Genomic DNA, 21,281 nt, shown 5'->3' with positions numbered 1-21,281 from the left:
GCCAAGCGGCCGGCACCCGAGGGTGCCGGCCGCTTGTTGTTGTTCCCGGTGAGGGGTCAGGCCTCGTGCGTGGGGCGCTGGAAGCCCTCGGCGAAGTCCTCGACGGATTCCGCGGCCCGGTCTACGGCCGAAGCCACGTCGTCGGCGGCCTTGTCCCCCTTGTCCGCGACATTCTCGGCGAAGCGGTCAGCCTTGTCCTCGAAGCTGCTGTCGCCGTCCTTGGCGGAGGCGCGGCCGCGCTCCGCGAGGTCGCGGAAACCGCGGTTGACCTCATCGATGAACTTGTCGAGCTGCTCGCGCAGCTGAGCGAGGAAGTTCTTGGCGCCGGTATCGCTGTCGGACTCCGGGTGCGAATCGGCGTACTGCCGCTTCTGGTCCTCGTAGAACTCCTTGGCCTTGTCTGCCACGAGGCCGACGAAGCCGACGGCCGCGTAGGCGGTGTCCTCGGCTGCCTTACGTAAGTTCTGGCCCATCTGATCGGCGGCGGTCACCTTCGGCTCCGGCCCGTCGACGGAGTGGTGCGGCTCGCCCGCAGCATCCGCCGCCGCGTCGGTGGCGTCGTCGGTGACCGACGTGGCATCCTCCGCCACGAAGTCTGCGGTGTCGTTGAGGTTGGTCGAGTTGTTGGCCGCGAAGTCGTCCTCGTCGCCGAAGTGCTTGTCCTGCTCGTCGGGGCGCTCATTGATGTGTTCGGTCATGGGACCCTCCTGGATCTCTCGGTACTCCTCCAGTGTGCCGTGTCGAGCGGGTCGTCACGAGGGGTTTGACCCTGGAACCTGCCCGGATTCACCCCTGAGGATGACCGCCCCTCGGCGGCATGGCAGGGTGGGGACATGAAGATGCGCGGCACGAAACTCTCGGTCGTCGGCGCGGGCGCCGTCGGCACGTCCCTGGCCTACGCGGCCCTGATCAATGGAGCTGCCACCCACGTGGCATTGCAGGACATCAACGCCACCAAGGTACGCGCCGAGGCCCTGGACATGGCACACGGCAGCCAGTTCCTCCCTCCACACGTCACCGTGGAGGGCTCCGACGACGTTGCGGTCACCGCGAAGTCCGACGTCGTGGTGGTGGCTGCCGGCGCCAAGCAGCAGCCGGGCGAGACGCGGATGGACCTGGCTGCGAAAACCGTCGAGATGATGAAGACGCTCATCCCACCGCTGGTGGAGCAGTCGCCCGACGCGGTGTTCATCATGGTGACCAACCCCGTCGACGTCACCACGCAGGCCGCGCTGAAGATCTCTGGGCTGCCCGCACACCAGCTGTTCGGCTCCGGCACGGTGCTCGACTCGTCGCGGCTGCGCTGGCTCGTCGCGCAGGAGTGCGGGGTGGCGGTCAGTAACGTGCACGCCTACATCGCCGGCGAGCACGGCGACACCGAGACCCCGCTGTGGAGCACCGCCACCATCGGCGGGGTGCCCCTCAAGAAGTGGGAGCAGCAGACCGGCCAGTTGAGCCCGGAGGCGCGGGACCGGATCGCCGATCAGGTGGTGCGCGCCGCCTACGAGGTCATCGACGGCAAGGGCGCCACCAACTACGCCATCGGCCTGGCCGGCACCCGCATCATCCAGGCTGTGCTGCGCGACGAGCACACGGTGCTGCCCGTCTCGGCGCAGCTCGACGACTGGCACGGCATCTCGGAGGTCTGCATGTCGGTCCCCCGCGTCGTCGACGGGCGTGGCGTGGGCCGCGCGCTGGCGCTGCCCGTCAACGAGCACGAACTCCAGAGCCTCAAGGACTCCGCCGAGCACATCCGGGAGGCCGCCCGCCGCCTCGGCTTCTGAGGGATGGTCTCCTCCACCGGCTAGGCTGCACGCTTGAGGAGGCCGAATGCAGACAGCCTATGGGCCGGGGCGCCCCACGAGAACAGACCGGGTGCACAAGTACGTCACCGCCTGGTGCCCCCATTGCCACGCGGCCGACGGCTCGCTGACCGGCGCCGAGCGGCTGGCGGGAGTGCTCCTCAACGAGGACGGCCAACTGTGGCTGCAGCGAGGCTGCCCGGAGCACGGGTTGGTGCGCACGCTCTACGACGAGCGCGCGGACATCGTCGGCTACCTGGAGCGCTGGCAGGCGCCCACCAAGCAGCACGTGCCGGACGACCCCACCAACTTCCGCCCCATCCCCGAGGCCTACGCCTACGGCCTGCCGCCCACGCAGACGCAGCACACCTGCATCCTGCTGGAGGATGTCATCGAGCACTGCAACCTGCGGTGCCCCACCTGCTTCACGGCCTCCGGCCCCGCGCTGAAGGGCGTGGCCAGCGTCGAGGACATCCTCGCCTCCGTCGACACCCGCCTGGAGAGGGAGGGCGGCAAGCTCGACGTGCTGATGCTCAGCGGCGGCGAGCCCACCCTCCACCCGCAGTTCGCCGAACTCATGGACGAACTCGTGGCGCGCCCCATCGTGCGGATCATGGTCAACACCAACGGCCTCGTCCTGGCCGAGGACGACGCGCTGCTCGCCGTGCTGAAGAAGCACCGGCAGCGCGCCGAGGTCTACCTGCAGTACGACGGGCCGTCCAAGGAGGCCGGGGTCGCGCTGCGCGGCGGGGACCTGCGCGCCCGCAAGGACCGCACCATCGAACGACTCGCAGGCGCGGGCGTCTTCGTCACCCTCGTGATGACGATCGTCAAGGGCCTCAACGACGCAGACATCGGTGCCGTCCTCACCAAGGCGCTCGAGACCCCCTTCGTCGGCGGCGTGGCACTCCAGCCCGTGTTCGGCTCCGGGCGCAACCCCGGCGTCGACCCGAACAGCCGCGTCACGCACGGCGGCACCCTGGCCCGGATGGGCGAACAGACCGGCGGCGTGGTCAACTGGCACGACCTCATCGGCCTGCCGTGCTCCCACCCCCACTGCGCCTCCGTCGGCTACATGATCAAGGGCGACGACGGCACCTGGCGCTCGCTGGTCAGCATCATGGGCCACGACCAGTTGGCCGAGTGGCTGCAGCTGGAGCCGGAACTGATCGCCAACCGGCTCGTCGACACGGAGATCCCTGAACAGTTCCGGGAGCTGATGAAGACCTCCCTGCTGGACCTGATGAGCGAGCAGACCTCCCTGACCCACCCGCGGACCTTCCAGGTGTGGCGCGACATCTGCACCGCCTGCGACCTGGGCATCTCCACCATGGCCACCCTCGCAGCCAGCCGGCTGCCCGGCCAGGGCGACAGGATGCGCCGGCTGCTCGCTGAACGCGTCAAGCGGATCACCGTCAAGCCGTTCATGGACATCAACACCATGCTGGAGGAGCGGCTCACGCAATGCTGCGTGCACGTCGGCACGAAGTCGGCCGCAGACCTCCACCAGTGCGCCCCGTTCTGCGCGGTGCAGGCCTGGCCAGAACTGGGCGCGCAGCGGCTCGGCTTCACCCAGAAGGCGCAGCCGTTGAAGCTGATGGAGAGGAGCCGGCGGTGAGCGAGAAGAGCGCGCGCGAGTTCGCCGCCGGGCCCACGGTGTCGTCGATGATCGGGAGCACCCCTCCCCCCGCGGACCCCGCCGGCGAGGCCAGCCGGGAGGAGCCAGCCTTCGACCCGCTGAAGCTGTGCATCTTCTCCACGGTGGCACTGCTCGGCTGGATCTTCGGGCCGTTCGCACTGCTGGTGTTCGCCGGGGTCGCCTTCGCGGGCTACTGGAAGGCGCACCAGGCCGGGCTGCGTCGGTCCCGCTGCTACCTGCGCGACACCCGCCTCGTGCTGGCCTACCTGGGGCTGCTCACGCTCGCCGGGGTCGCCGGCGCCGTGTGGTGGGGCATGCGGCTCTTCGGTGCCGCCTGATGATGGAGTTGCCCTACCCGAACAACGATGTCGTCCATGGGCTGTTCACCGCGCTGGGCCTCATCGCCGCGATGATCGTGTTCTTGTCCGAGAAGCGCCGCCTCAACCTGCGCGACGACAGGCTCTGGGCCATCGTCGGCTGCACCCTGGCGTTCGGGGCGGTCGGCGGGCGGCTCGGCACCTGGCTGACCAGCGTCGACCAGGGCGAACCGGCAGGGCTGCTGGAGTGGTGGCTCAGCGGCAACCGCAGCATCGTCTCCGGCATGATCGGCGCCTGGGTGGGCGTCTACTTCGGCAAGTGGATCACCGGCTACCGCTGGAAGACCGGAGACCTGTTCGCGCCCGCCGCGGCCCTGGCCATCGGGATCGCGCGGATCGGCTGCTTCCTCACGGAGTACCCGGGCACGCGCACCGGCGGCAACTGGGGCGTGACGATGCCCGCAGGGTTCGTCGACGCGGTGGGCGGCCACGTCGACGAATGTCCCTCGTGTGGGCACCACCCGTCGCTGCTGTACGAGGCGGTGTTCCACGTCGTCGCCTTCTTCGCGCTGATGCGCCTGCGGGGCCGGCTGCCCCGTCCGGGCGACCTGTTCATCCTCTATGTCAGCGCCTACGCGCTGTTCCGTTTCGGGGTCGAGTTCGTGCGCGGGAACCGCGAGTTCGCGTTCGGGCTGTCCGGCCCCCAGTTGTTCTGTCTCCTGACGCTGCCCTTGTTGGCGTGGAGAATGGTGCGCATGTGGCGCGAATCGCGCGCCGTGCCGGAAGGAGCGGCCACGGCCCTCCCCCACCGGGAGGGGGCTATCCGCGGTATCCGCATTGGGCGCCGGAGAACGCGCCGCCACCCCCGCCGTCGGGCGGCTCGATCTGGCTGGGCATCGCCATCGCTGCGGCGATCGCCTTCGGCTCGGTCGTTCTGACGTTCGCCTTGCCGAGCGGTTGGGGCAACCCGTTTCGCTGGCTGCCCTATCTGACGTTCACCATCTGGCTGGGCCTGGCGACGTTCTTCACCGTGCGCCCGGAATCCCGCCGCACCGGCGCCGGGATGTTCATCGCCGCCGGCGTGACGCCGATCATCCTGGCCGGCGCGTGCGTGCTGCTGATCGCCGGCTTCGCCCAGCCGTAGATCAGGCGGTGATGGCGGGGGCGGGCAGCGCGGCGTTGATCGCCGAGACGCTGGCCTTCGCATCGCCGAAGCACATCACCGTGTTCTCCTTGAAGAACAGCGGGTTCTGCACGCCCGCATAGCCCGCGCTCATGGAGCGCTTGAACACCACGACGGTGCCGGCCTCCCACACCTTCAGCACCGGCATGCCGGAGATCGGCAGGCCCGGTTCCTCCGCGGCGGGGTTGACGGTGTCGTTGGCGCCGATGACGAGCACCACGTCGGTCGATGAGAAGTCGTCGTTGATCTCGTCCATTTCCTCGACGATGTCGTAGGGCACGTGGGCCTCTGCGAGCAGCACGTTCATGTGGCCGGGCAGGCGGCCGGCGACGGGATGGATGCCGAAGCGCACCCGCGTGCCGTTCTTCTGCAGGGCCTCGGTCATCTCCGCGACGGGGTACTGCGCCTGCGCGACGGCCATGCCGTAGCCGGGCACGATGATGACGCTCTCCGCGTCGGCCAGCAGCGCCGCGACCTCAGCGGTGGAGGCCTCCCTGTGCTCGCCGTCGGCCCCTGCGACGGCGGCGGCGCTGTCGTCGCCGAAGCCGCCCAGGATCACCGAGATGAAGGAGCGGTTCATGGCCTTGCACATGATGTAGGACAGGATCGCGCCGGAGGCACCGACGAGGGCGCCGGTGATGACCAGCACGCTCATGTCCAGCATGAAGCCGGAGAACGCCGCGGCCCAGCCGGAGTAGGAGTTGAGCATGGAGACCACCACGGGCATGTCGGCGCCGCCGATGGCCGCCACCAGGTGGATGCCCAGCAGCAGCGAGAGCACCGTCGCGATGATCAGCGGGATGATCGAGTGGGTGGCGACGAACCACCAGCCGAGGAACGCCAGCGCCACGACGATGCCGAGGTTGAGCCAGTGGCGGCCGGGCAGCGTGAGCGGCTTGGAGGCGAAGCGGCCGTTGAGCTTGCCCCACGCCACGATCGAGCCGGTGAAGGTGACCGCGCCGATGAACACGCCGAGGTAGACCTCGACGGTGTGGAAGGCGTCAGCACCGGGGTTGTCGAGGTAGACGTTGTAGCCCACCAGCACCGCGGCGGCGCCCACGAAGGAGTGCAGCAGCGCGATGAGTTCCGGCATGCCGGTCATCTCCACCTTGCGGGCGCGCCAGATGCCGATGAGCGCGCCGATGCCGATCGCCGCGTACAGCAGGGCGGCCGAGACGGGCTGCAGGTTGTGGTTGGCGTAATCGGTGTAGGCGATGGCGAAGTTCGTCGCGATCAGTGCGAAGGCCATGCCCATGATGCCGAAGGCGTTGCCCTTCTTGGCGGTCTCGTGCTTACTCAGCCCGGCCAGCGCCAGGATGAACATGAGGCCGGCTGCGATGTAGGTGGCGTCGATGAAGTTGCTCAGCATTTCAGGCCTTCCGGAACATGTTGAGCATCCGGTGCGTGACCGTGAAGCCACCGAACACGTTGATGCTTGCGATGAGGACCGCGACGAACGCGAGGATCTTGACTGTCCAGGAGTCGCTGGCCAGTTGTGTCATGGCGCCCACGATGATGATGCCGGAGATGGCGTTGGTCACCGACATGAGCGGGGTGTGGAGCGCGTGGGTGACGTTCCAGACCACGTAGTAGCCCACCACCACGGCCACCACGAAGATGCCGAACAGCCCCACCAGGCCCTGCGGCGCGAAGGTGAGCGCGGCGATCATCGCGAGGGAGCCGAGGCCGACGGCGAGCACCTGGTGCCACCAGGGGCGGGGGGCCTTGGGCTCGGGCACCGCCAGAGCGGGGGCGGCGGCCACCTGGACGGGCGGCGGCGGGAAGGTGACCTCGCCGTCGCGGGCCACCGTCATGGTGCGGATGACCTCGTCGTCGAAGTCGACGACTGCCACGCCGTCCTTCTCCGGCGTCATGAGGCCCAGCGCGTTGACCAGGTTGGTGCCGTAGAGCTGCGACGACTGGCCGGGCAGGCGGGAGGCCAGATCCGTCCAGCCGATGATGGTCACGCCGTTGTCGGTAACGTAGGCCTCGCCGGGGCGGGTGAGCTCGCAGTTGCCGCCACCCTGGGCGGCGAGGTCGACGATCACGGAGCCGTTCTTCATCGAGGCCACCATGTCCGCCGTGATGAGCTTCGGCGACGGGCGGCCGGGGATGGCGGCGGTGGTGATGATGATGTCGGTGACGGGCGCCTGCTCGGCGTACAACTCCGCCGCGCGGGCGGCGTAATCTGCGCCCACCTCCTTGGCGTAGCCGTCGGAGGAGACGCCCTGGTCGGCAGTGGCGACGTGGAGGAACTTCGCGCCCATGGATTCGACCTGCTCGGCGGTCTCGGGGCGCACGTCGGTGGCGGAGACCACCGCGCCCATCGAGTTCGCGGCGCCGATGGCGGCGAGGCCCGCCACGCCGGTGCCCGCGACGAGCACCTTCGCCGGTGGCACCTTGCCCGCCGCGGTGACCTGGCCGGTGAAGAAACGGCCGAACGCGTGCGCGGCCTCGACGACGGCCCGGTAGCCGGAGATGTTGGCGAACGCGCTCAACGCATCGAGGGCCTGCGCGCGGGACGTGCGCGGCACCATGTCCATACTGAGGGCGGTGATGCCGCGCTCGGCGTACTGGGTGGCCACGCCGTCGTTCTGCCTTGGGAAGAGGAACGAGAAGAGGATGGCGCGGGGCCGCACCAGGTCGAGCTGCTGCGGCAGCGGTGCGTTGACCGTCAGCACGACGTCGGCGCCCCAGGCGCTGGCGGTGTCGACCACCCGCGCCCCGGCGTCGAGGTACTGCTGGTCGTCGAACGAGGCGAGAGCTCCTGCCTCGCTCTCGACGAGCACCTGGTATCCGAGTTTCAGGAGGGCTTCCACCGTCTTGGGAGTTGCGGCCACGCGCGTGTCGTCGGCCTCCCTGGGCACACCGATATCCATGCCCGAACCGTACCGTTACCGATCCCCTCAGGGAGTCGCGGGGTGCCCTAGCCCCCGCTCGGGCGGCAACAACAGGCCGCGCACTGAGCGCGCCCCGCGACGAGGCCCCCCGCGCCCTCAGCGTGCCCCGCGACGAAGGAGCCGGGGCACGACGAAGGGCACCGCAGGGCCGCGGGGCGTCGAGACCTTGGGTGCGTCAGCCAGTCTGCGTTGGGTTCACTCCCCCTTGGGCTCAGCGTCGGTGTTGTCGTCGCCGCCGATGAGGTCGTCGACAGAGCGCTCCACCGTCTCGTTCAGTTCGTCGCCGGTGGGCTCGGCAGCATCGCCAGGGTGGGCAGCACCCTCCTCGTAGAGTTCCTCGCCACCGGAGGGGATGGGCTCGTCAGTCATCGTTGGGCTCCTTTGTTTCGGTCTGGCCAGTATGCCCTCCAGCGGGGCGGGCCACGCGCAGTTCGTCGAACTGGGATTGCCCGCGCCCCCCCCATCTCGCTGATCAACGCCAACGCAGATTCCAATCGGCCTCCACTCAGTGCCCTCGCCCCCGCTATAACAAGGGCGGCGGCACCTTTCGGCGGCGTTCGTCGATGTGCGTTGGCGTTTGGTGCGCTGCGTTGGCGATTGTGCTCGACGGTTGGCGCTCGGGTCAGCCGGGAGGGAGCGCCAAGCGGTGCTCGGGGCGGTAGCGGCCATGATGCACGCGGCCGCTCGACTCTGCGGTGAAGACGCGGGCGACCTGGTCTGCCGACTGAAGCCGACGCACCATGTCGCTCAGCTTGTCCACCTGTTCACGCAGCGCGTCGGCCTGCTCCTCCAAGGCGAGGATGCGGCGGATGCCCTCGAGGTTGATGCCCTCGGTCTGCGACAGGTACTGCACGTGCCGCAACTTGGCGACGTCGCGCAGCGAGTACCGCCGGCCCCGGCCCCGCGCCCGCTGGGGGACGACGAGGCCGAGCCGGTCGTAACCGCGCAGGGTCTGCGCGTGCATGTCCGCCAGCGACGCGGCCACCGAGACGGGGAAGACCGCGGCGTCAGGGTCGAACGGCTGCAGGTGCTGGCTCATGGCTCATCACCCGAACAGCGCGTCGCGCGGGTTGACCTGGTGGGCCTTCTCCGCGTACTCCTGCAGTGCCGCCTTGGCTTCCTCGCTGAGGTCGTCGGGCACCTCGACCTTGATGGTCACCAGAAGGTCGCCCTTGGTGCCGTCAGGCCTCCGCGCTCCCCTGCCACGCACGCGCATCGTGCGCCCGTTGGGCGTCGACGGCGGGATCCGCAGCTTGACCTTGGGGCCGTTCATCGTGGGGATCTGGATGTCGGCACCCAGCGACGCCTCGGTGAAGGTCACGGGCACCTCCAGCGTGAGGTTGGAGCCGCTGCGGCCGAACAACTTGTGCGGCGTGACGTGGACGGTGACGTACAGGTCACCCGGGGCGCCGCCGTTCTCACCGGCCGCACCCTTGCCCTTGAGCCGGATGCGCTGCCCGTCCTCGACGCCTGCGGGGATCCGCACGTTCATCGTCTTGGTGGACTTGCCCCGGCCCGAGCCGGCGCAATCGGGGCAGGGCGTGTCAACGATCAGGCCGCGACCCAGGCAGTCGACGCACGGCTCGCTCATGTGGAACACGCCACCGGACTGCGACGACTGCATGCCGGAGCCCTCACAGGTGGGGCACACCCGCGGGAGCGTGCCCGCCTTCGCGCCGGTGCCCCGGCACGACGGGCAGGGCTGATCCGAGACGGTCCGCATGCTCACGGTGGCGCCGTCGACGGCCTGCTCGAAGCTGATCGTCACGTCGCCCTCGATGTCAGCACCTCGACGGGGGCCGCGCTGCGTCGCCCGACGCGTGGCCCCGCCCCCGGCGTTGCCGAACAACCCGCCGAAGAGGTCCCCGAAGCCGGGCTGGGCCCCGCCCGGGGTGCCCGCGTTGCGGAACAGATCCTCGAACGACGGCGATCCCCCACCGCCCGGCTGGCCGGGACGGTTGAACCGGAAACCGCCGCCGAACAGGCTGCGGGCCTCGTCGTACTCCTTGCGCTTGTCCGCGTCCGACAACACCGCGTTGGCCTCGGAGGCCTCCTTGAACTTCGCCTCGGCTTTCTTGTCGCCGGGGTTCTGGTCAGGGTGGTTGTCGCGCGCGATCTTGCGGAAGGCCTTCTTGATCTCGTCGGCCGTCGCGTTCTTGGAGACGCCGAGAACCTTGTAGTAGTCCTTCTCCAGCCAGTCCTTCGTGCTCATCTCTGGTTCATCTCCTCTCCACGTTTCGTGCCTTGAGCCTGCCTACCGAGCTTGCGAGCCCGGCAGGCCGAAGGGTCACCGAGTTATCCTCGCCGGGGCGGCGACCTCGCATGGCGCCCTTCGACCAGCCGCAGGCGGCTGGCTCAGGGAGCGTCCGGGTCACGGGTTCGCCACGCCCACGCGGGCCGGGCGGATGACGCGGCCCTTGAGCTGGTAGCCCTGCTGCATCACCTGCGACACCGTGGTGACCTCGACGGGCTCCTCCATCGGCACCTCCATCAGGGCGTCGTGCAGGTTGGGGTCGAAGACCTCCCCCACCTCGCCGAACACCACTAGGCCGTGCTTGGCGGTGACCTTCTCGAGCTCGTCGGCCACCATCTTGAACCCGCCGGCGATATCGTCGTGCTGGCGGGCCAGGCTGATGGCGTCGAGCACCGGCATGAAGTCGCTCAACACGGACTCGACGCCGGCCGCGCGGGCCTGGTCGCGGTCACGGTCGACGCGCTTCTTGTAGTTGACGTACTCCGCGCCGAGGCGCTGCAGGTCGGCAGTGCGCTCCTCGACAAGCTTTTCCAGCTCCGCGATGCGGTCACCCTCCTCTGCGGCGGCGAACTCCACGGGAGTCTCCTCGACGGTGGCTTCTCCTTCCTCCGGAGTTGCGCCCGTGGGCGAGAGCGGCTCTTCGACGCCCTCGCCCACAGCTTCGCCGTCCGGAACGAACTGCGAATCAGTCACTTGTTGTCCTCTTCCTCGTCCACGATCTCAGCGTCGACGACGTCCTCCTCGCCCTCAGGCGCGGTGGCGTCGGCGGCGGGCTCGCCGTCGGCGGTGGGAGCGGACTCCTGCGCCTTGGCCTGGGCCGCAGCGTAGATTGCCTGGCCCATGGAGGCGGCCTTGGTGTTGAGGTCGTCGATGGCGGCCTTGACCGCGTCGTCGTCCTCGCCCTTCAGGGCCTCCTTGAGCGTGTTGGTGGCCTCAACGACGGGCTGCTTGACGTCCTCGCCGATGGTCTCCTCGTGCTCGGAGAGCAGCTTCTCGGTGCGGAACACCAGGGCATCACCCTCGTTGCGCATGTCGACGGCCTCGCGGCGCTTGCGGTCCTCCTCAGCGTGGGACTCGGCGTCCTTGACCATCTGCTCGATGTCCTCCTTGGCGAGGGCCGAGCCGCCGGTCACCGTCATGGACTGCTCCTTGCCGGTGGCCAGGTCCTTGGCGTTGACGTGCACGATGCCGTTGGCGTCGATGTCGAAGGTGACCTCGACCTGCGGCACCGAGCGCGGCGCCGGCAGGATGCCGGTCAGCTCGAAGTTACCCAGCGACTTGTTGTCGCGGGCGAACTCGCGCTCGCCCTGGTAGACCTGGATCATCACGGAGGGCTGGTTGTCCTCCGCGGTGGTGAACACCTCGGAGCGCTTGGTGGGGATGGTGGTGTTGCGCTCGATGATCTTGGTCATCACGCCGCCCTTGGTCTCGATGCCCAGCGACAGCGGGGTCACGTCGAGCAGGAGCACATCCTTGACCTCGCCCTTGAGCACGCCGGCCTGCAGCGAGGCTCCCAGCGCGACAACCTCGTCCGGGTTGACGCCCTTGTTGGGCTCCTTGCCGCCGGTGAGTTCCTTCACCAGGTCAGCGACGGCGGGCATACGGGTGGAGCCGCCGACGAGCAGGACCGTGTCGATCTTGTCGACGGAGGTCTTGGCGTCCTTGATGACCGCGTTGAACGGGGCGCGGCAGCGGTCCAGCAGGTCCTGCGTGAGGCGCTGGAACTCCGCGCGGCTGAGCTTCTCGTCGAGGTGCAGCGGGCCCTCGGCCGAAGCGGTGATGTAGGGCAGGTTGATCGAGGCCTCGGTGGCCGAGCTCAGCTCGATCTTGGCGCGCTCGGCGGCCTCCTGGAGGCGCTGGCGGGCCATCTTGTCCTTGGAGAGGTCAACGCCGTTCTTGTTCTTGAACTGCGTCACCAGCCAGTCGACGACCTTGGCGTCCCAGTCGTCGCCACCGAGGCGGTTGTCGCCGTTGGTGGCCTTGACCTCGAACACGCCGTCGGCGATGTCGAGCAGCGAGACGTCGAAGGTGCCGCCGCCGAGGTCGAACACGAGCACGGTGTGCTCCTGGTCGCCCTTGTCCAGGCCGTAGGCGAGGGCGGAGGCGGTGGGCTCGTTGATGATGCGGTCAACGGTGAGGCCCGCGATCTCGCCGGCCTCCTTGGTGGCCTGACGCTCGGCGTCGGAGAAGTACGCGGGGACGGTGATCACGGCGTTGGTGACCGACTCGCCCAGGTACGCCTCAGCGTCGCGCTTGAGCTTCTGCAGCACGAAGGCCGAGATCTGCTGGGGACGGTATTCCTTGCCGTCGATGTCGACCTTCCAGTCGGTGCCCATCTGGCGCTTGACGGAGCGGACGGTGCGGTCGACGTTGGTGACCGCCTGACGCTTGGCGACCTCGCCGACGAGGACCTCGCCGGACTGCGAGAACGCGACCACCGACGGGGTGGTGCGCGAGCCTTCAGCGTTGGGGATGACGGTGGGTTCGCCGCCCTCGAGGACGGCGACGCAAGAGTTGGTGGTGCCGAGGTCGATGCCTACTGCACGAGCCATGTGATTTCCTCCTGATATTAGGTGCTGTGACGCGTTGAAGTTCTGTTGTGATCCCTTGAGCGGGGTTGACTCAAGCTAACCACACATGCGGCTGATGCTCAAGTCAAAGTTGAGTTCAATAGACTCAACCCTCGTCAACCCTCGTTTATTCCGGGGTCGCGGATGGTGCGAAAACCTGCGCGACATTCCGTGCGCGGCTAGCCTCGATACGTCGCCATCCCGACGGCAAACCCGCGGGCAGTCACGCCCCCACCCCAAGGAGTTCCGCATGATCGACAAGCGCCACCTCACCGACGACGAGATCCTCACCGCCGATCAAAACAACCCCGCAGGCACCGCCCCCGAAGGCCGGGAGGGCGACCTCGCCGCCACTGCGGACCGCAACAACCCTGCGGGCGCCGTCGGACACGATGCTGACGGCGTCGACGGCGGGGACGCCGACGGCACGGACGGCAGCGGCGGCGGCGGGCTTCGAGGGTGAGATCGAGCAGGCCCCGGACGAGTGGCTGCTGGAGCACGACGTCCGGTACTGGGCCGGGCCGAGGTCGCTGCCGCTCTGGTTGCCCGCCGACGCTCCGGTGGCCCGTCGTCGCGACGTCTCCGCCTTCCTCGGCGCGGGCGGCAGGCTCCGCCCTCTGCGCGAGACGACCGAGCGGGCCAGGGTGGACGAGGTGGCGCGCGGCCTCGACCGCCCCCGGCGCTCCGGGCTCACCGCCCAGGAGGAGTCGGCGCTGCTGGCGCTGCGCAGCGGGAGAGAGTGCAGCCAGGGAGAATAGGGCCATGGACACCGTTCGCCGCGCCGGCTTCGCCGACCTCGACCCCCGCACCGCCTACCTGCTGTGGCAGTTGCGCTCGCAGATCTTCGTGGTGGAGCAGGAGTGCGCCTACCTCGACCTCGACGGTCGCGACCTCGAGGACGACGCGCTGCACCTCTGGATCGAGAGCGACGGCGTGCCGACGGCCTACCTGAGGGTGCTCCACGACGCCGGGACCCTCCGCGTGGGGCGCGTGGTCGTCGACCACCGGCATCGAGGGAGGGGCCTGGCCGCCCGGTTGACCGAGGAGGCGCTGACGATCATCGGTGATCGGCCGAGCGTGCTCGACGCCCAGGCCCACCTGGAGCACTGGTACGCCCGGTTCGGCTACGGGCGGGTGGGTGACGACTTCCTCGAGGACGGCATCCCGCACGTCCGCATGGTGCGCCCCGCCAGCCCGACTTCCTGACGGGGGCCGGTCAGAGGTCGTTGCGTCGGAACCGGCGCAGGCGCGCCCGTTCGACGGCCGACTCGGACTCGCGCTCGTCCCAGTTCTGGCCCGGGCCCCGCTCGATCCAGCCGTCGTCGGCCGCGCGATCTGGCGAATAGGCCTCCCGGGTGGAGGTGCTGAACACGTCGCCGTGCAGTTCGGTGTGCGCGGCCCCGCTCGGCGGTTCGGGGTAGTCGCGCCCGTAGTGCTCGTAGAGCGCCCGCTCATCGGCGGGGCTGAGGTGTCCGTGCTCGTCGGTCCTCGGGGCGTCCACGATGGCACCCTTGGAGTAGAAGGCGTCGATGCGATCGTCACCGATCGCGCGCCGTCGAGCGGCACGAAGCTCTCCGGCAGGCCGAAGAGACCGGTGTGGACGGTCACCCAACTGGGTTCACCCGTCGCGTCGTCGAGGGACAGTTGCTTCGGTGGGACTACGGAGGCTTCCCGCCACCCTCATGGGTAGCGCCCCGGAGGCCGACGCTATGCGGATCCCCCCCCCGAGCGACCGGACTTTGCTTCGCTTTCACCATTTGGGATCACACAGGCACGCAAGAAGGCGGTGGGCCCCTCAGGACCCACCGCCTACTCTGGACAGAGATTGATCAGCGGTCGTCGCGGACGCGATCGGTGTCGCCCTCAATCTCGATGTGCTCCTTGGCGACCTCTTCGGTCACCTGGCGCTGCTCGGTGACGGTCTCCTTGCCCACGTTGACGCGCTCGACGTCGTGGACCTCCTTGGAGACGACCGGCCGCTCCTCTCGGAGCACGATCTCCTCCTCGATGTCGCCGTGGTCACGAAGGGCCCCGGGACGGGCGGAGTCGCCCGTGACGGCCTCGCGCTCGACCGTGAGGACTTCCTTCTCCACGGGGACGGTGACCGTCTGCTGCTCGGTCGTGGTGTACTTCCGGAGACGGACGCGCCCAGCCTCGTGCTCCTCGGTGCCCACGTTCAGGCGCTCCTCAGAAGCGGTCAGCGACTCGCCCTCGGTGACGTGCTCACGGTCGGTACGGAGACCGCGGCCGTCACGATCGGTGTGGAGTTCGTCACGACGGTCGGTGCTGAGCACGCCGGCGTCGCGGTCGAGGTCACGATCGGTGGTTCCGTAATCGCGCTCGTAATAGTTGTAGAGCTCCTGCTCCTGGGCGGGATCGATGTGGCCATCCGCATCGATGCGCGGGGCATCCTTGATGAGAGCCTTCTCGTAGGGGACCTCAATGCGATCGCCGTTCAGACTCATGGTGTCATCCAGAGGGACGAAGCTCTCGGACATGCCGAAGAGACCCGTGTTGACGGTGATCCAGTTGGGGCGGCCGGTCTGGTCGTCCAGATACAGCTGGCCCACCTTGCCGACCTTCTCGCCGTCGCGGTCGAAGACCGTGGCGTTGAGGATGACATCAAAGTCCTTGTCGTTGAACATGCGCTCCCTTTCGTTGGACTGTTTCTCAGGACGACTGAGGCTCGAAACCTCTGCGAGCATCTCGCGTCGTCCCACCTTTTAAACATAGTTGACAGTACGTGATATTCAAGGGCGGGCGAGATGAAAGTTCCCAAACCACCCCTTTGGATGGTCGGCCGCGGCCGGGCCGCGCTCTGTGCTGTGAGCACATGACGGTGATCGACGACTGCCTGGCAGGCTACGGCGGCCCGCATCGGACCCTGATGGTCGAGCTGCGGGCGCTCATCGAGGAGGGCGCGCCGGAGGCCACCCAGGCCATCTCGTGGGACATGCCCACCTACAAGCTGACCGGCAACCTCGTCCACTTCGCGGCAGGCAGGAACCACGTCGGGCTCTACCCCGGGCCCGCCGGCGTCGAGCTCGTGGCCGACGAGCTCGACCAGCTCGGCCTGAAGCGCAGCAAGGGCGCCATCCAGTTCCCGCTGGGCAAGCCGCTCCTCCGCGGCCTGGTCCCACGGATCGTGGCCTTCCGCGTCGAACAGCAGCGCGCGGAGGGCCGCTGAGGGCGGACACGACGAAGGGCCCCGCCGCGTGACGCGGCGGGGCCCTTCCTACTCAGCTGATGCTCAGTAGGGGCGGAACATCACGATGTTGTTCAGCACCCACATGTTCTTCTGGCTGAAGTCGTAGCCGCCCTTCTCCGAGAGCACCGCGTCGTACACGGTGGTCCAGCGGAAGGTCCGGCAACCGTTGCGACCCGTAGCAGGGGTGTCGCACTCGGTGCGCCACTTGGTGCCATCGGCCGCCGTGTGTGGTGGAAGCAGAAGTGGCCCTGGCTGTTCGTCGGCGCTGTCATCATGACCATCGGCAGCGCCATCGAGCTGCCCATCGAGAGCGGCGCGATCACCAACGCCTTCGAGCTCATCCTGCTGATCAGCATCCTCGCCACCAAGGCCTTCCAGGACAAGCAGGAACAGCTGCACACCACCCACGCCTGAAACTGTCGCACCCGGCAGCTAGTCTGAGGTGACCTAGACAAGGAGCCCGTCGATGAAGATGAAGTTGCTGATCGTTGTCCTGATGGTCTCGCTCGCCGGGGCCATCGCCCCGGCGCAGCAGGCCTCCGCCGCAGATCCGCAGTGGCGGATCAGCGGGACGCCCGCGGATTGGTGGGTGCTCTCCGGCTACGCCGTGGGCGAGTCGCTGCTGCCCGGAGACCAGTTCCAGTTGAAGGTGGACGGCACGGCGGCCACGGTCGCCGTCGATGTGTTCCGCATGGGCCACTACGACGGCGCTGGCGCCAAGCTGGTGGCCCAGGCCCCGCCGCAGGCGCTGGTGGACCAGCCGGATTGCGTCACCCGCAACAAGGTGGTGGATTGCTCAGGATGGAAGGTGACCCACCGCTTCGACACGACGGGCTGGGAGCCGGGCGCGTACCTCGCGAAGCTCACCGACAACAAGGGCCGGCAGCGCTACGCGTCGATGTTCCTGCGCTCCCCCAGCCACGACGGGGCGGTCACCGTGATGTTCGCCACCTCGACGCACGCGGCCTACAACAGCGTCGGCGGCTACTCCCTGTATGTGGGCTTGCCCGATGGTAGCGCCCTGAACCGTTCCTACACGGTGAGCATGCACCGCCCCAACCGCGGCAACGGCGCGGACAAGTTCTACCGCTACGAGTTGGGGCTGCTGCAGTACCTGTCCTCCCTGGAGGAGCAGGGGGTCAAGCTCAGCTACACCACCAACTCCGAACTGCACCGCGGCGCTGATTCCTTCCGCGGCTCCAGGGCACTGGTCCTGCTGGGTCACGACGAGTACTGGTCCGTCGAGATGCGCCAGCACGCCGAGACGCTCGTGGCCCGCGGCACCAACCTGGTCTCGCTGGGCTCCAACGCCATGTACTACCGCACCCGGTTCAACTCGGATTTCACCGAGGTGACCTCCTACAAGCTGAGCCACCTGGATCCGGTGCAGGACCGCACCTCCACCGGCACGTTCCGCTCCGAGCCGTATCCCAACCCGGAGGCCAAGCTGCTGGGCTCGCAGTACGACTGCGACGGCTCCAACCCGCAGACGGATCTTGTTGTCTTCGACCCGAACTTCTGGGCCTTCAAGGGCACCGGCGCGAAGAAGGGCGCCCGGTATCCGCAGCTGATCGGCCACGAGGTGGACAAGGCCGGCCCGGATTCTCCCAAGGGCGTCCACATCGGCGCGCACTCGTCGTTCAACTGCGCCACCCGTCAGGGCATCTCGGACATCACCTACTACGTCGCCCCGTCCACGGCAGGCGTGTTCAACCTGGGCACCATGGGCTTCGCCTTTGCACTCGCCCCCGGCATCACGTACGACGCGCGCTCCGTGGCGTTCGCCAAGCAGGTCATCAGCAACGTGATCGTCGACGCCGCCAAGGGCCCGCTGGGCAACCGGCACACCGAGCGCGGCAACTACCTCGACGTGTACCCGGCCCCGGCCAAGCCCGCGCCGCTGGACATCTACATCACGCCGGGCGAGCACAACGTCAACGGTCGCCGCTGGAAGACCACGTGCGAGCCCTACTCCCGCACAGAGCGCTGCCGCACCGAGATCTGGGCCACCACGGTGACGCAGACGGGCGGCCGGTTCGTGCAGAGCAACGGGTGGGCGTTCAACAACCTCACCTACAAGGCCTCCCCCAGGCCGCTGTGGAAGGGCAACCCGCTGGGCCAGACCGGGGCCTGGACCGCGGCCGACGGCCGCAAGTGGCGCACGGAGTGCGACACCGCCGCCACGGGTCGCAACGGGTGCCGCAGCTACACGGAGTCAGACGCCATCGCACTGGTCACCAAGCCCGACGGCGCGAAGGTCTACGAGTGGGTGCGCGAGTTCCGCTTCAACAACATGGTGCGCTTCAGCTAACTGATCGCGAGCTCTACGAGCGACGAAGGGCGGGCTCAACCAGCGGGGCGGCTCAGCCAGCGATCAGACGGTGGCCAGGTCCATGTTCTTGATCTGGCCGGTGTAGTGACCCCTTATGGCGATCTTGCGCTCGAGGTCCTCGATCACCTTGACCGCGAAGTTCTCCTCGTAGAGGTGCTGGCAGGAGCCCAGGCCGCCCGGGCTGAACACGTTGACCTCCATCAGCTTGTCGCCGACGATGTCGAGGCCGACGAGGAACATGCCGTCTGCCACCAGCTTGGGCCGCACCACGTCGACCATGGCGAGCATCTCGTCGGTGACCTTCACGGCCATCGCCTTGCCGCCGGCAGACATGTTGGAACGCATGTCGGAGCCCGAGGACTTGCGGCGGAACGCCGCGTACTTGCCGTTCATCTCGAGCGGCTTGCCATTCATCACGAACATCCGCACGTCGCCGTTCTTCGCCTCCTCGAGGTATTCCTGGGCGACGATGTAGCCGTCGCGGGCGATGGCCTCGATGATCTGGCTCAGGTTGGGCGACTCGTCGGTGTTGACGAGGAACACCCCGCTGCCGCCGGAGCCTTGGAGGGGCTTGAGCACGGCCCTGCCGCCGAGGTCCTTGATGAAGGAGGTGATCTGATCCTCGTCGCGCGAGATCAGGGTGGTGGGGCGCACGATCTCCGGGAAGTGCTGGAAGTACGCCTTCGACAGGGCGTTGGCCAGGCTGCCCGGGTCGTTGACGACCAGCACGCCCGTCGACGCGATGAGTTGCCCGAAGGCGACCCCGGCGTTGTTGGCCCAGGCGGCTTCGTTGGCGTCGTCCGCCGGGTCAGAGCGCAGCATCACCACGTCGTACTCGCTGAGCGGGGTGCGCTCCTCCGAGACGGGCTTCTGCACTTCCTCGAGGTAGCGCTCGAGCGAGCGGTAGTTCTTGCCGGCCACGCCGCGGGCGCGGGCGCTGAGGGAACCGTCGGGCTCGTAGGCGAAGTTGCCCATGCCCATCAGGGAGACCTCGTGGCCCATGTTGGTGGCCTGCATGGCCAGCCTCGTGGTCGTGTACTGGGGCAGTTCGGTGCTGACGTCGTTGACGACGAATCCGATCTTCATGCTGCAACTCCTTGGATGAGTTCGGTGGGGTCGGTGGACTTGGAGGCGGCGACGAGCCGCTCGCGTCCCGTGTCGTCGTCAAACCACCGGGGCAGGACGACGGGCTCGCTGAGCACGCCACGCGCGTTCAGCTCTTCGATGAGGGGGAGATCCTGCAGGGCGAACTTGCCGAGGAAGAAGGCCCCCAGCTCGCCGCCGCTGCGGAGGTGGCCGAGGAGGTCGAGCAGGCCACGCAGGTAGCAGGCGTCCTTGGTGAGGCCGCCTGAGCGGAAGATGCGCATCACGGTGGAGAACGCGCCGCCGGGCCGGAAGCCGGCCTCCACGAGGCCCTCCCAGCATTCGCGGAACGACGCGCCGCCCAGCATCCGCGACACGGTGATCACGCGCCCCGCCAACTGCCGCAGCCGCGACGCGGTGAGCTCGCCGCAGGCCAGCTCTGCCAGGACGGCGAGGCCCTCCTGGGTCTCGTCGTAGCCGGCGAGGCCGGTGCCCATCACCTGCAGGGGCTGGTGGGACCCGTTGACCTGGGTGACGAGATGGGTGCCCACCTCGTGCTGGATCAGCGCGTTGGCGCGGTCTGCCGAGACCCCCGCCTCCGGCCCGATGATCAGCACGTTGTCGGAGACCATCACGCCGGTGGAATCCGGGCGGATCTCCGCGTGGATGTCCACCTGGGGTTCCAGCGAACGGTAGTAGTTGAGCTCCTCGTTGGCCAGGCCGAGGAACTCCTCGGCCGAGAGCCGGTCCCCCGTCCAGGCCTGGGGCTCGACGCGGGCGAGGATGGATTCGGCCGCGGTGAGCAACTCCTGGTGGACGCTGCCGAACAGTTCGATGCTGAGGTTGCGGAAATCCTCGGAGCCGCGGCACCGCAGCATCGACAGTTGGAGGTCCAGCTCGCGGTGTTTGTTGCGCAGCAGCGCGGCCACCGTCGTGTCCTGCACTCGGCTCACGTCGATGCTGTGCAGCACGGTGAGCAGCACCTCTGGCTCGATGATGTAGTCGCGGTAGGTGAACTCCGGCTCGTCGACATCGCCGGCGAGGAACGCATCCTTGACGTCGTCGGCGTCGATCGGGGTGATGTCGAGGATGAAGCGGAAGCTGGTGCTGAGCTGGGACAACTGCAGGTCGATGGCCTGGTCGACCATCGCGAGCGGATTGGGGCTCACTGGCTGTCGCCCTCCTCAGCCTCTTCGGGGTCGCGGAACTGGGGGATGTGCCGCTCGGGGATCTGGGCGAGGGCCTCCTGGACGGGGCCGAAGGTCTTCTCCAGCGCGTCTGCCAGTTCCTCGATGCGGGCGTGATCCGGCTCGCCGGTCCACTCGTCCATGAAGGTCTTCTTGAACTCGATGGCGAGCACGCAGCCGACACCCGGGTAGCGGTCGTGGATGAACCAGGCCAGGTTCTGGCCCTTGAACTTCACGTTGTCGCGCACGTCGAAACCCTGATCGATCATCGTCTGGCGGAAGGCGCCGATCACTGCGCCGAACGTGACGTGATCCGCCGAGCCGGTGCCCAGGTTGACCTCGGGGTTGTCTTCTTCGGGCTCCGGATCGGCGTCGGCGCCGTTGCGGCGGTGGTTGTAGGAGTGCACGTCGTACAGCACGAACGGACCGCGCTCGGCCACCACGTCGAGACGCTTGGCCAACTCGACGAAGAACTCGTCGTAGCCCGCCAGCGCAATGTCGACCGCGTCGTCGGGGAGCTCGCCGGTCTCCCAGACGTCGAGGCCCCAGCAGTCTTCCGGCTTCCGGTAAACGGCCTTGGAGCGGATGCGGTTGAGGTCGGTTTCGAAGCGGGACCGGTGCACGACGACGCGGGCCGGCGCACGCGACGCGATGATGTCGGTGAACGGGTCCTCCTCGCGGAAGCGATCGTCCTCATCGAGGATCATCAGCTCGGCGATCTCGGCGCTCAGGTCATGCCCGGCGTGGATCGACGTGGCGATCAACTGGCCGGACCAATCTCCGACAAACTCAAATGCTGTCACGCA

Annotated in this window: 24 protein-coding genes; 11 read left to right on the top strand and 13 right to left on the bottom strand. The window is 68.2% G+C overall.

The window, feature by feature from the left end; genetic code table 11:
* Positions 1-56 precede the first annotated feature (56 nt).
* Positions 57-698, bottom strand: coding sequence for a hypothetical protein (locus tag BN1186_RS00655; protein ID WP_040281563.1), 642 nt, complete (start codon positions 696-698; stop codon positions 57-59).
* Positions 699-833: 135 nt separating this feature from the next.
* Here BN1186_RS00655 and BN1186_RS00650 point away from each other — a divergent pair, with 135 nt between their 5' ends.
* Genes BN1186_RS00650 through BN1186_RS00630 form a run of 5 tightly spaced genes read left to right on the top strand, consistent with a single transcriptional unit; the run spans position 834 to position 4,902 of the window.
* Positions 834-1,784, top strand: coding sequence for an L-lactate dehydrogenase (locus BN1186_RS00650; RefSeq protein ID WP_040281561.1), 951 nt, complete (start codon positions 834-836; stop codon positions 1,782-1,784).
* Positions 1,785-1,830: 46 nt separating this feature from the next.
* A complete protein-coding gene (locus BN1186_RS00645; protein ID WP_040281559.1) occupies positions 1,831-3,420 on the top strand; it encodes a radical SAM protein in 1,590 nt (529 codons plus the stop codon).
* Positions 3,417-3,779 carry a hypothetical protein gene (locus BN1186_RS00640; RefSeq protein ID WP_218975369.1) on the top strand — a complete coding sequence of 121 codons (363 nt, stop codon included), beginning with the start codon at positions 3,417-3,419 and terminating at the stop codon, positions 3,777-3,779. The genes BN1186_RS00645 and BN1186_RS00640 overlap by 4 nt, the downstream gene beginning before the upstream one ends.
* Entirely contained in the window at positions 3,779-4,696 is a 918-nt protein-coding gene (locus tag BN1186_RS00635) for a prolipoprotein diacylglyceryl transferase (RefSeq protein WP_074436869.1), read from the top strand. Before BN1186_RS00640 ends, BN1186_RS00635 begins: the two co-directional genes overlap by 1 nt.
* A gap of 8 nt (positions 4,697-4,704) precedes the next feature.
* A complete protein-coding gene (locus BN1186_RS00630) occupies positions 4,705-4,902 on the top strand; it encodes a hypothetical protein (protein WP_040281557.1) in 198 nt (65 codons plus the stop codon).
* 1 nt (position 4,903) lies between these two features.
* Here BN1186_RS00630 and pntB read toward each other — a convergent pair whose 3' ends face one another.
* From pntB to dnaK, 7 genes are all read right to left on the bottom strand, one after another.
* A complete protein-coding gene (gene pntB, locus BN1186_RS00625) occupies positions 4,904-6,310 on the bottom strand; it encodes a Re/Si-specific NAD(P)(+) transhydrogenase subunit beta (protein WP_040281555.1) in 1,407 nt (468 codons plus the stop codon).
* 1 nt (position 6,311) lies between these two features.
* Positions 6,312-7,820, bottom strand: coding sequence for a Re/Si-specific NAD(P)(+) transhydrogenase subunit alpha (locus BN1186_RS00620; protein ID WP_040281554.1), 1,509 nt, complete (start codon positions 7,818-7,820; stop codon positions 6,312-6,314).
* A 216-nt stretch (positions 7,821-8,036) separates the two neighbouring features.
* On the bottom strand, positions 8,037-8,210 hold the full coding sequence (locus tag BN1186_RS15300; protein ID WP_180348984.1) for a hypothetical protein: 174 nt from the start codon (positions 8,208-8,210) through the stop codon (positions 8,037-8,039).
* 253 nt (positions 8,211-8,463) lie between these two features.
* A complete protein-coding gene (locus tag BN1186_RS00615) occupies positions 8,464-8,880 on the bottom strand; it encodes a heat shock protein transcriptional repressor HspR (RefSeq protein ID WP_040281553.1) in 417 nt (138 codons plus the stop codon).
* Positions 8,881-8,886: 6 nt separating this feature from the next.
* Positions 8,887-10,053 (bottom strand): molecular chaperone DnaJ, encoded by a 1,167-nt coding sequence (gene dnaJ / locus BN1186_RS00610; protein WP_040281552.1) that lies wholly within the window; start codon positions 10,051-10,053, stop codon positions 8,887-8,889.
* Positions 10,054-10,212: 159 nt separating this feature from the next.
* Positions 10,213-10,788, bottom strand: a complete 576-nt coding sequence (locus BN1186_RS00605) for a nucleotide exchange factor GrpE (RefSeq protein WP_082031037.1) — start codon at positions 10,786-10,788, stop codon at positions 10,213-10,215.
* Entirely contained in the window at positions 10,785-12,647 is a 1,863-nt protein-coding gene (gene dnaK / locus BN1186_RS00600; protein ID WP_040281551.1) for a molecular chaperone DnaK, read from the bottom strand. The genes BN1186_RS00605 and dnaK overlap by 4 nt, the downstream gene beginning before the upstream one ends.
* Before the next feature lie 268 nt (positions 12,648-12,915).
* On the opposite strand from dnaK, the gene BN1186_RS00595 reads away from it, so the two are divergent.
* From BN1186_RS00595 to BN1186_RS00585, 3 genes are read left to right on the top strand one after another with little or no spacing between them, the layout of a single operon-like run.
* On the top strand, positions 12,916-13,128 hold the full coding sequence (locus tag BN1186_RS00595; RefSeq protein ID WP_040281550.1) for a hypothetical protein: 213 nt from the start codon (positions 12,916-12,918) through the stop codon (positions 13,126-13,128).
* Positions 13,058-13,423 carry a hypothetical protein gene (locus BN1186_RS00590; RefSeq protein ID WP_052459610.1) on the top strand — a complete coding sequence of 122 codons (366 nt, stop codon included), beginning with the start codon at positions 13,058-13,060 and terminating at the stop codon, positions 13,421-13,423. Before BN1186_RS00595 ends, BN1186_RS00590 begins: the two co-directional genes overlap by 71 nt.
* Before the next feature lie 4 nt (positions 13,424-13,427).
* Positions 13,428-13,871 carry a GNAT family N-acetyltransferase gene (locus BN1186_RS00585; RefSeq protein WP_040281548.1) on the top strand — a complete coding sequence of 148 codons (444 nt, stop codon included), beginning with the start codon at positions 13,428-13,430 and terminating at the stop codon, positions 13,869-13,871.
* A 10-nt stretch (positions 13,872-13,881) separates the two neighbouring features.
* On the opposite strand, the gene BN1186_RS00580 is transcribed toward BN1186_RS00585, so the two are convergent.
* Positions 13,882-14,166 (bottom strand): hypothetical protein, encoded by a 285-nt coding sequence (locus tag BN1186_RS00580; RefSeq protein WP_040281547.1) that lies wholly within the window; start codon positions 14,164-14,166, stop codon positions 13,882-13,884.
* A gap of 328 nt (positions 14,167-14,494) precedes the next feature.
* Positions 14,495-15,310, bottom strand: a complete 816-nt coding sequence (locus BN1186_RS00575) for a DUF2382 domain-containing protein (RefSeq protein WP_040281545.1) — start codon at positions 15,308-15,310, stop codon at positions 14,495-14,497.
* Positions 15,311-15,498: 188 nt separating this feature from the next.
* Between BN1186_RS00575 and BN1186_RS00570 the strand changes: the two genes are divergently transcribed.
* The 3 genes from BN1186_RS00570 (at position 15,499) to BN1186_RS00560 (ending at position 18,184) form a co-directional block, all read left to right on the top strand.
* Complete coding sequence (locus BN1186_RS00570; RefSeq protein WP_040281543.1) at positions 15,499-15,852, top strand: iron chaperone; 354 nt, start codon at positions 15,499-15,501, stop codon at positions 15,850-15,852.
* 246 nt (positions 15,853-16,098) lie between these two features.
* Positions 16,099-16,287, top strand: coding sequence for a hypothetical protein (locus tag BN1186_RS00565; RefSeq protein ID WP_040281541.1), 189 nt, complete (start codon positions 16,099-16,101; stop codon positions 16,285-16,287).
* Between the two features lie 52 nt (positions 16,288-16,339).
* Complete coding sequence (locus BN1186_RS00560) at positions 16,340-18,184, top strand: N,N-dimethylformamidase beta subunit family domain-containing protein (protein ID WP_040281539.1); 1,845 nt, start codon at positions 16,340-16,342, stop codon at positions 18,182-18,184.
* 63 nt (positions 18,185-18,247) lie between these two features.
* On the opposite strand, the gene BN1186_RS00555 is transcribed toward BN1186_RS00560, so the two are convergent.
* Genes BN1186_RS00555 through BN1186_RS00545 form a run of 3 tightly spaced genes read right to left on the bottom strand, consistent with a single transcriptional unit; the run spans position 18,248 to position 21,278 of the window.
* On the bottom strand, positions 18,248-19,291 hold the full coding sequence (locus BN1186_RS00555) for a glutathione synthetase (RefSeq protein ID WP_040281537.1): 1,044 nt from the start codon (positions 19,289-19,291) through the stop codon (positions 18,248-18,250).
* A complete protein-coding gene (locus BN1186_RS00550; protein WP_040281535.1) occupies positions 19,288-20,457 on the bottom strand; it encodes a peptidase MATCAP family protein in 1,170 nt (389 codons plus the stop codon). Before BN1186_RS00550 ends, BN1186_RS00555 begins: the two co-directional genes overlap by 4 nt.
* Positions 20,454-21,278 carry an N-formylglutamate amidohydrolase gene (locus BN1186_RS00545; protein ID WP_218975368.1) on the bottom strand — a complete coding sequence of 275 codons (825 nt, stop codon included), beginning with the start codon at positions 21,276-21,278 and terminating at the stop codon, positions 20,454-20,456. The genes BN1186_RS00550 and BN1186_RS00545 overlap by 4 nt, the downstream gene beginning before the upstream one ends.
* Positions 21,279-21,281: the final 3 nt, after the last annotated feature.

It is taken from the genome of Tessaracoccus massiliensis, assembly GCF_000826065.2.
GTDB lineage: Bacteria > Actinomycetota > Actinomycetes > Propionibacteriales > Propionibacteriaceae > Arachnia > Arachnia massiliensis_A.
The sequence above is the reverse complement of the archived record's forward strand: the minus strand, read 5'-3'. Positions and strand labels throughout refer to the sequence as shown.

What these genes read in the sequence shown, in the direction of transcription:
- dnaJ (WP_040281552.1), bottom strand. Translation starts at nt 10,053, where the DNA reads ATGAGCACGAAGGACTGGCTGGAGAAGGACTACTACAAGGTTCTCGGC.
- BN1186_RS15300 (WP_180348984.1), bottom strand. Translation starts at nt 8,210, where the DNA reads ATGACTGACGAGCCCATCCCCTCCGGTGGCGAGGAACTCTACGAGGAG.
- BN1186_RS00585 (WP_040281548.1), top strand. Translation starts at nt 13,428, where the DNA reads ATGGACACCGTTCGCCGCGCCGGCTTCGCCGACCTCGACCCCCGCACC.
- BN1186_RS00560 (WP_040281539.1), top strand. Translation starts at nt 16,340, where the DNA reads ATGAAGATGAAGTTGCTGATCGTTGTCCTGATGGTCTCGCTCGCCGGG.
- BN1186_RS00650 (WP_040281561.1), top strand. Translation starts at nt 834, where the DNA reads ATGAAGATGCGCGGCACGAAACTCTCGGTCGTCGGCGCGGGCGCCGTC.
- BN1186_RS00595 (WP_040281550.1), top strand. Translation starts at nt 12,916, where the DNA reads ATGATCGACAAGCGCCACCTCACCGACGACGAGATCCTCACCGCCGAT.
- BN1186_RS00635 (WP_074436869.1), top strand. Translation starts at nt 3,779, where the DNA reads ATGATGGAGTTGCCCTACCCGAACAACGATGTCGTCCATGGGCTGTTC.
- BN1186_RS00645 (WP_040281559.1), top strand. Translation starts at nt 1,831, where the DNA reads ATGCAGACAGCCTATGGGCCGGGGCGCCCCACGAGAACAGACCGGGTG.
- BN1186_RS00615 (WP_040281553.1), bottom strand. Translation starts at nt 8,880, where the DNA reads ATGAGCCAGCACCTGCAGCCGTTCGACCCTGACGCCGCGGTCTTCCCC.
- BN1186_RS00555 (WP_040281537.1), bottom strand. Translation starts at nt 19,291, where the DNA reads ATGAAGATCGGATTCGTCGTCAACGACGTCAGCACCGAACTGCCCCAG.
- BN1186_RS00590 (WP_052459610.1), top strand. Translation starts at nt 13,058, where the DNA reads ATGCTGACGGCGTCGACGGCGGGGACGCCGACGGCACGGACGGCAGCG.
- BN1186_RS00620 (WP_040281554.1), bottom strand. Translation starts at nt 7,820, where the DNA reads ATGGATATCGGTGTGCCCAGGGAGGCCGACGACACGCGCGTGGCCGCA.
- BN1186_RS00575 (WP_040281545.1), bottom strand. Translation starts at nt 15,310, where the DNA reads ATGTTCAACGACAAGGACTTTGATGTCATCCTCAACGCCACGGTCTTC.
- pntB (WP_040281555.1), bottom strand. Translation starts at nt 6,310, where the DNA reads ATGCTGAGCAACTTCATCGACGCCACCTACATCGCAGCCGGCCTCATG.
- BN1186_RS00655 (WP_040281563.1), bottom strand. Translation starts at nt 698, where the DNA reads ATGACCGAACACATCAATGAGCGCCCCGACGAGCAGGACAAGCACTTC.
- BN1186_RS00570 (WP_040281543.1), top strand. Translation starts at nt 15,499, where the DNA reads ATGACGGTGATCGACGACTGCCTGGCAGGCTACGGCGGCCCGCATCGG.
- dnaK (WP_040281551.1), bottom strand. Translation starts at nt 12,647, where the DNA reads ATGGCTCGTGCAGTAGGCATCGACCTCGGCACCACCAACTCTTGCGTC.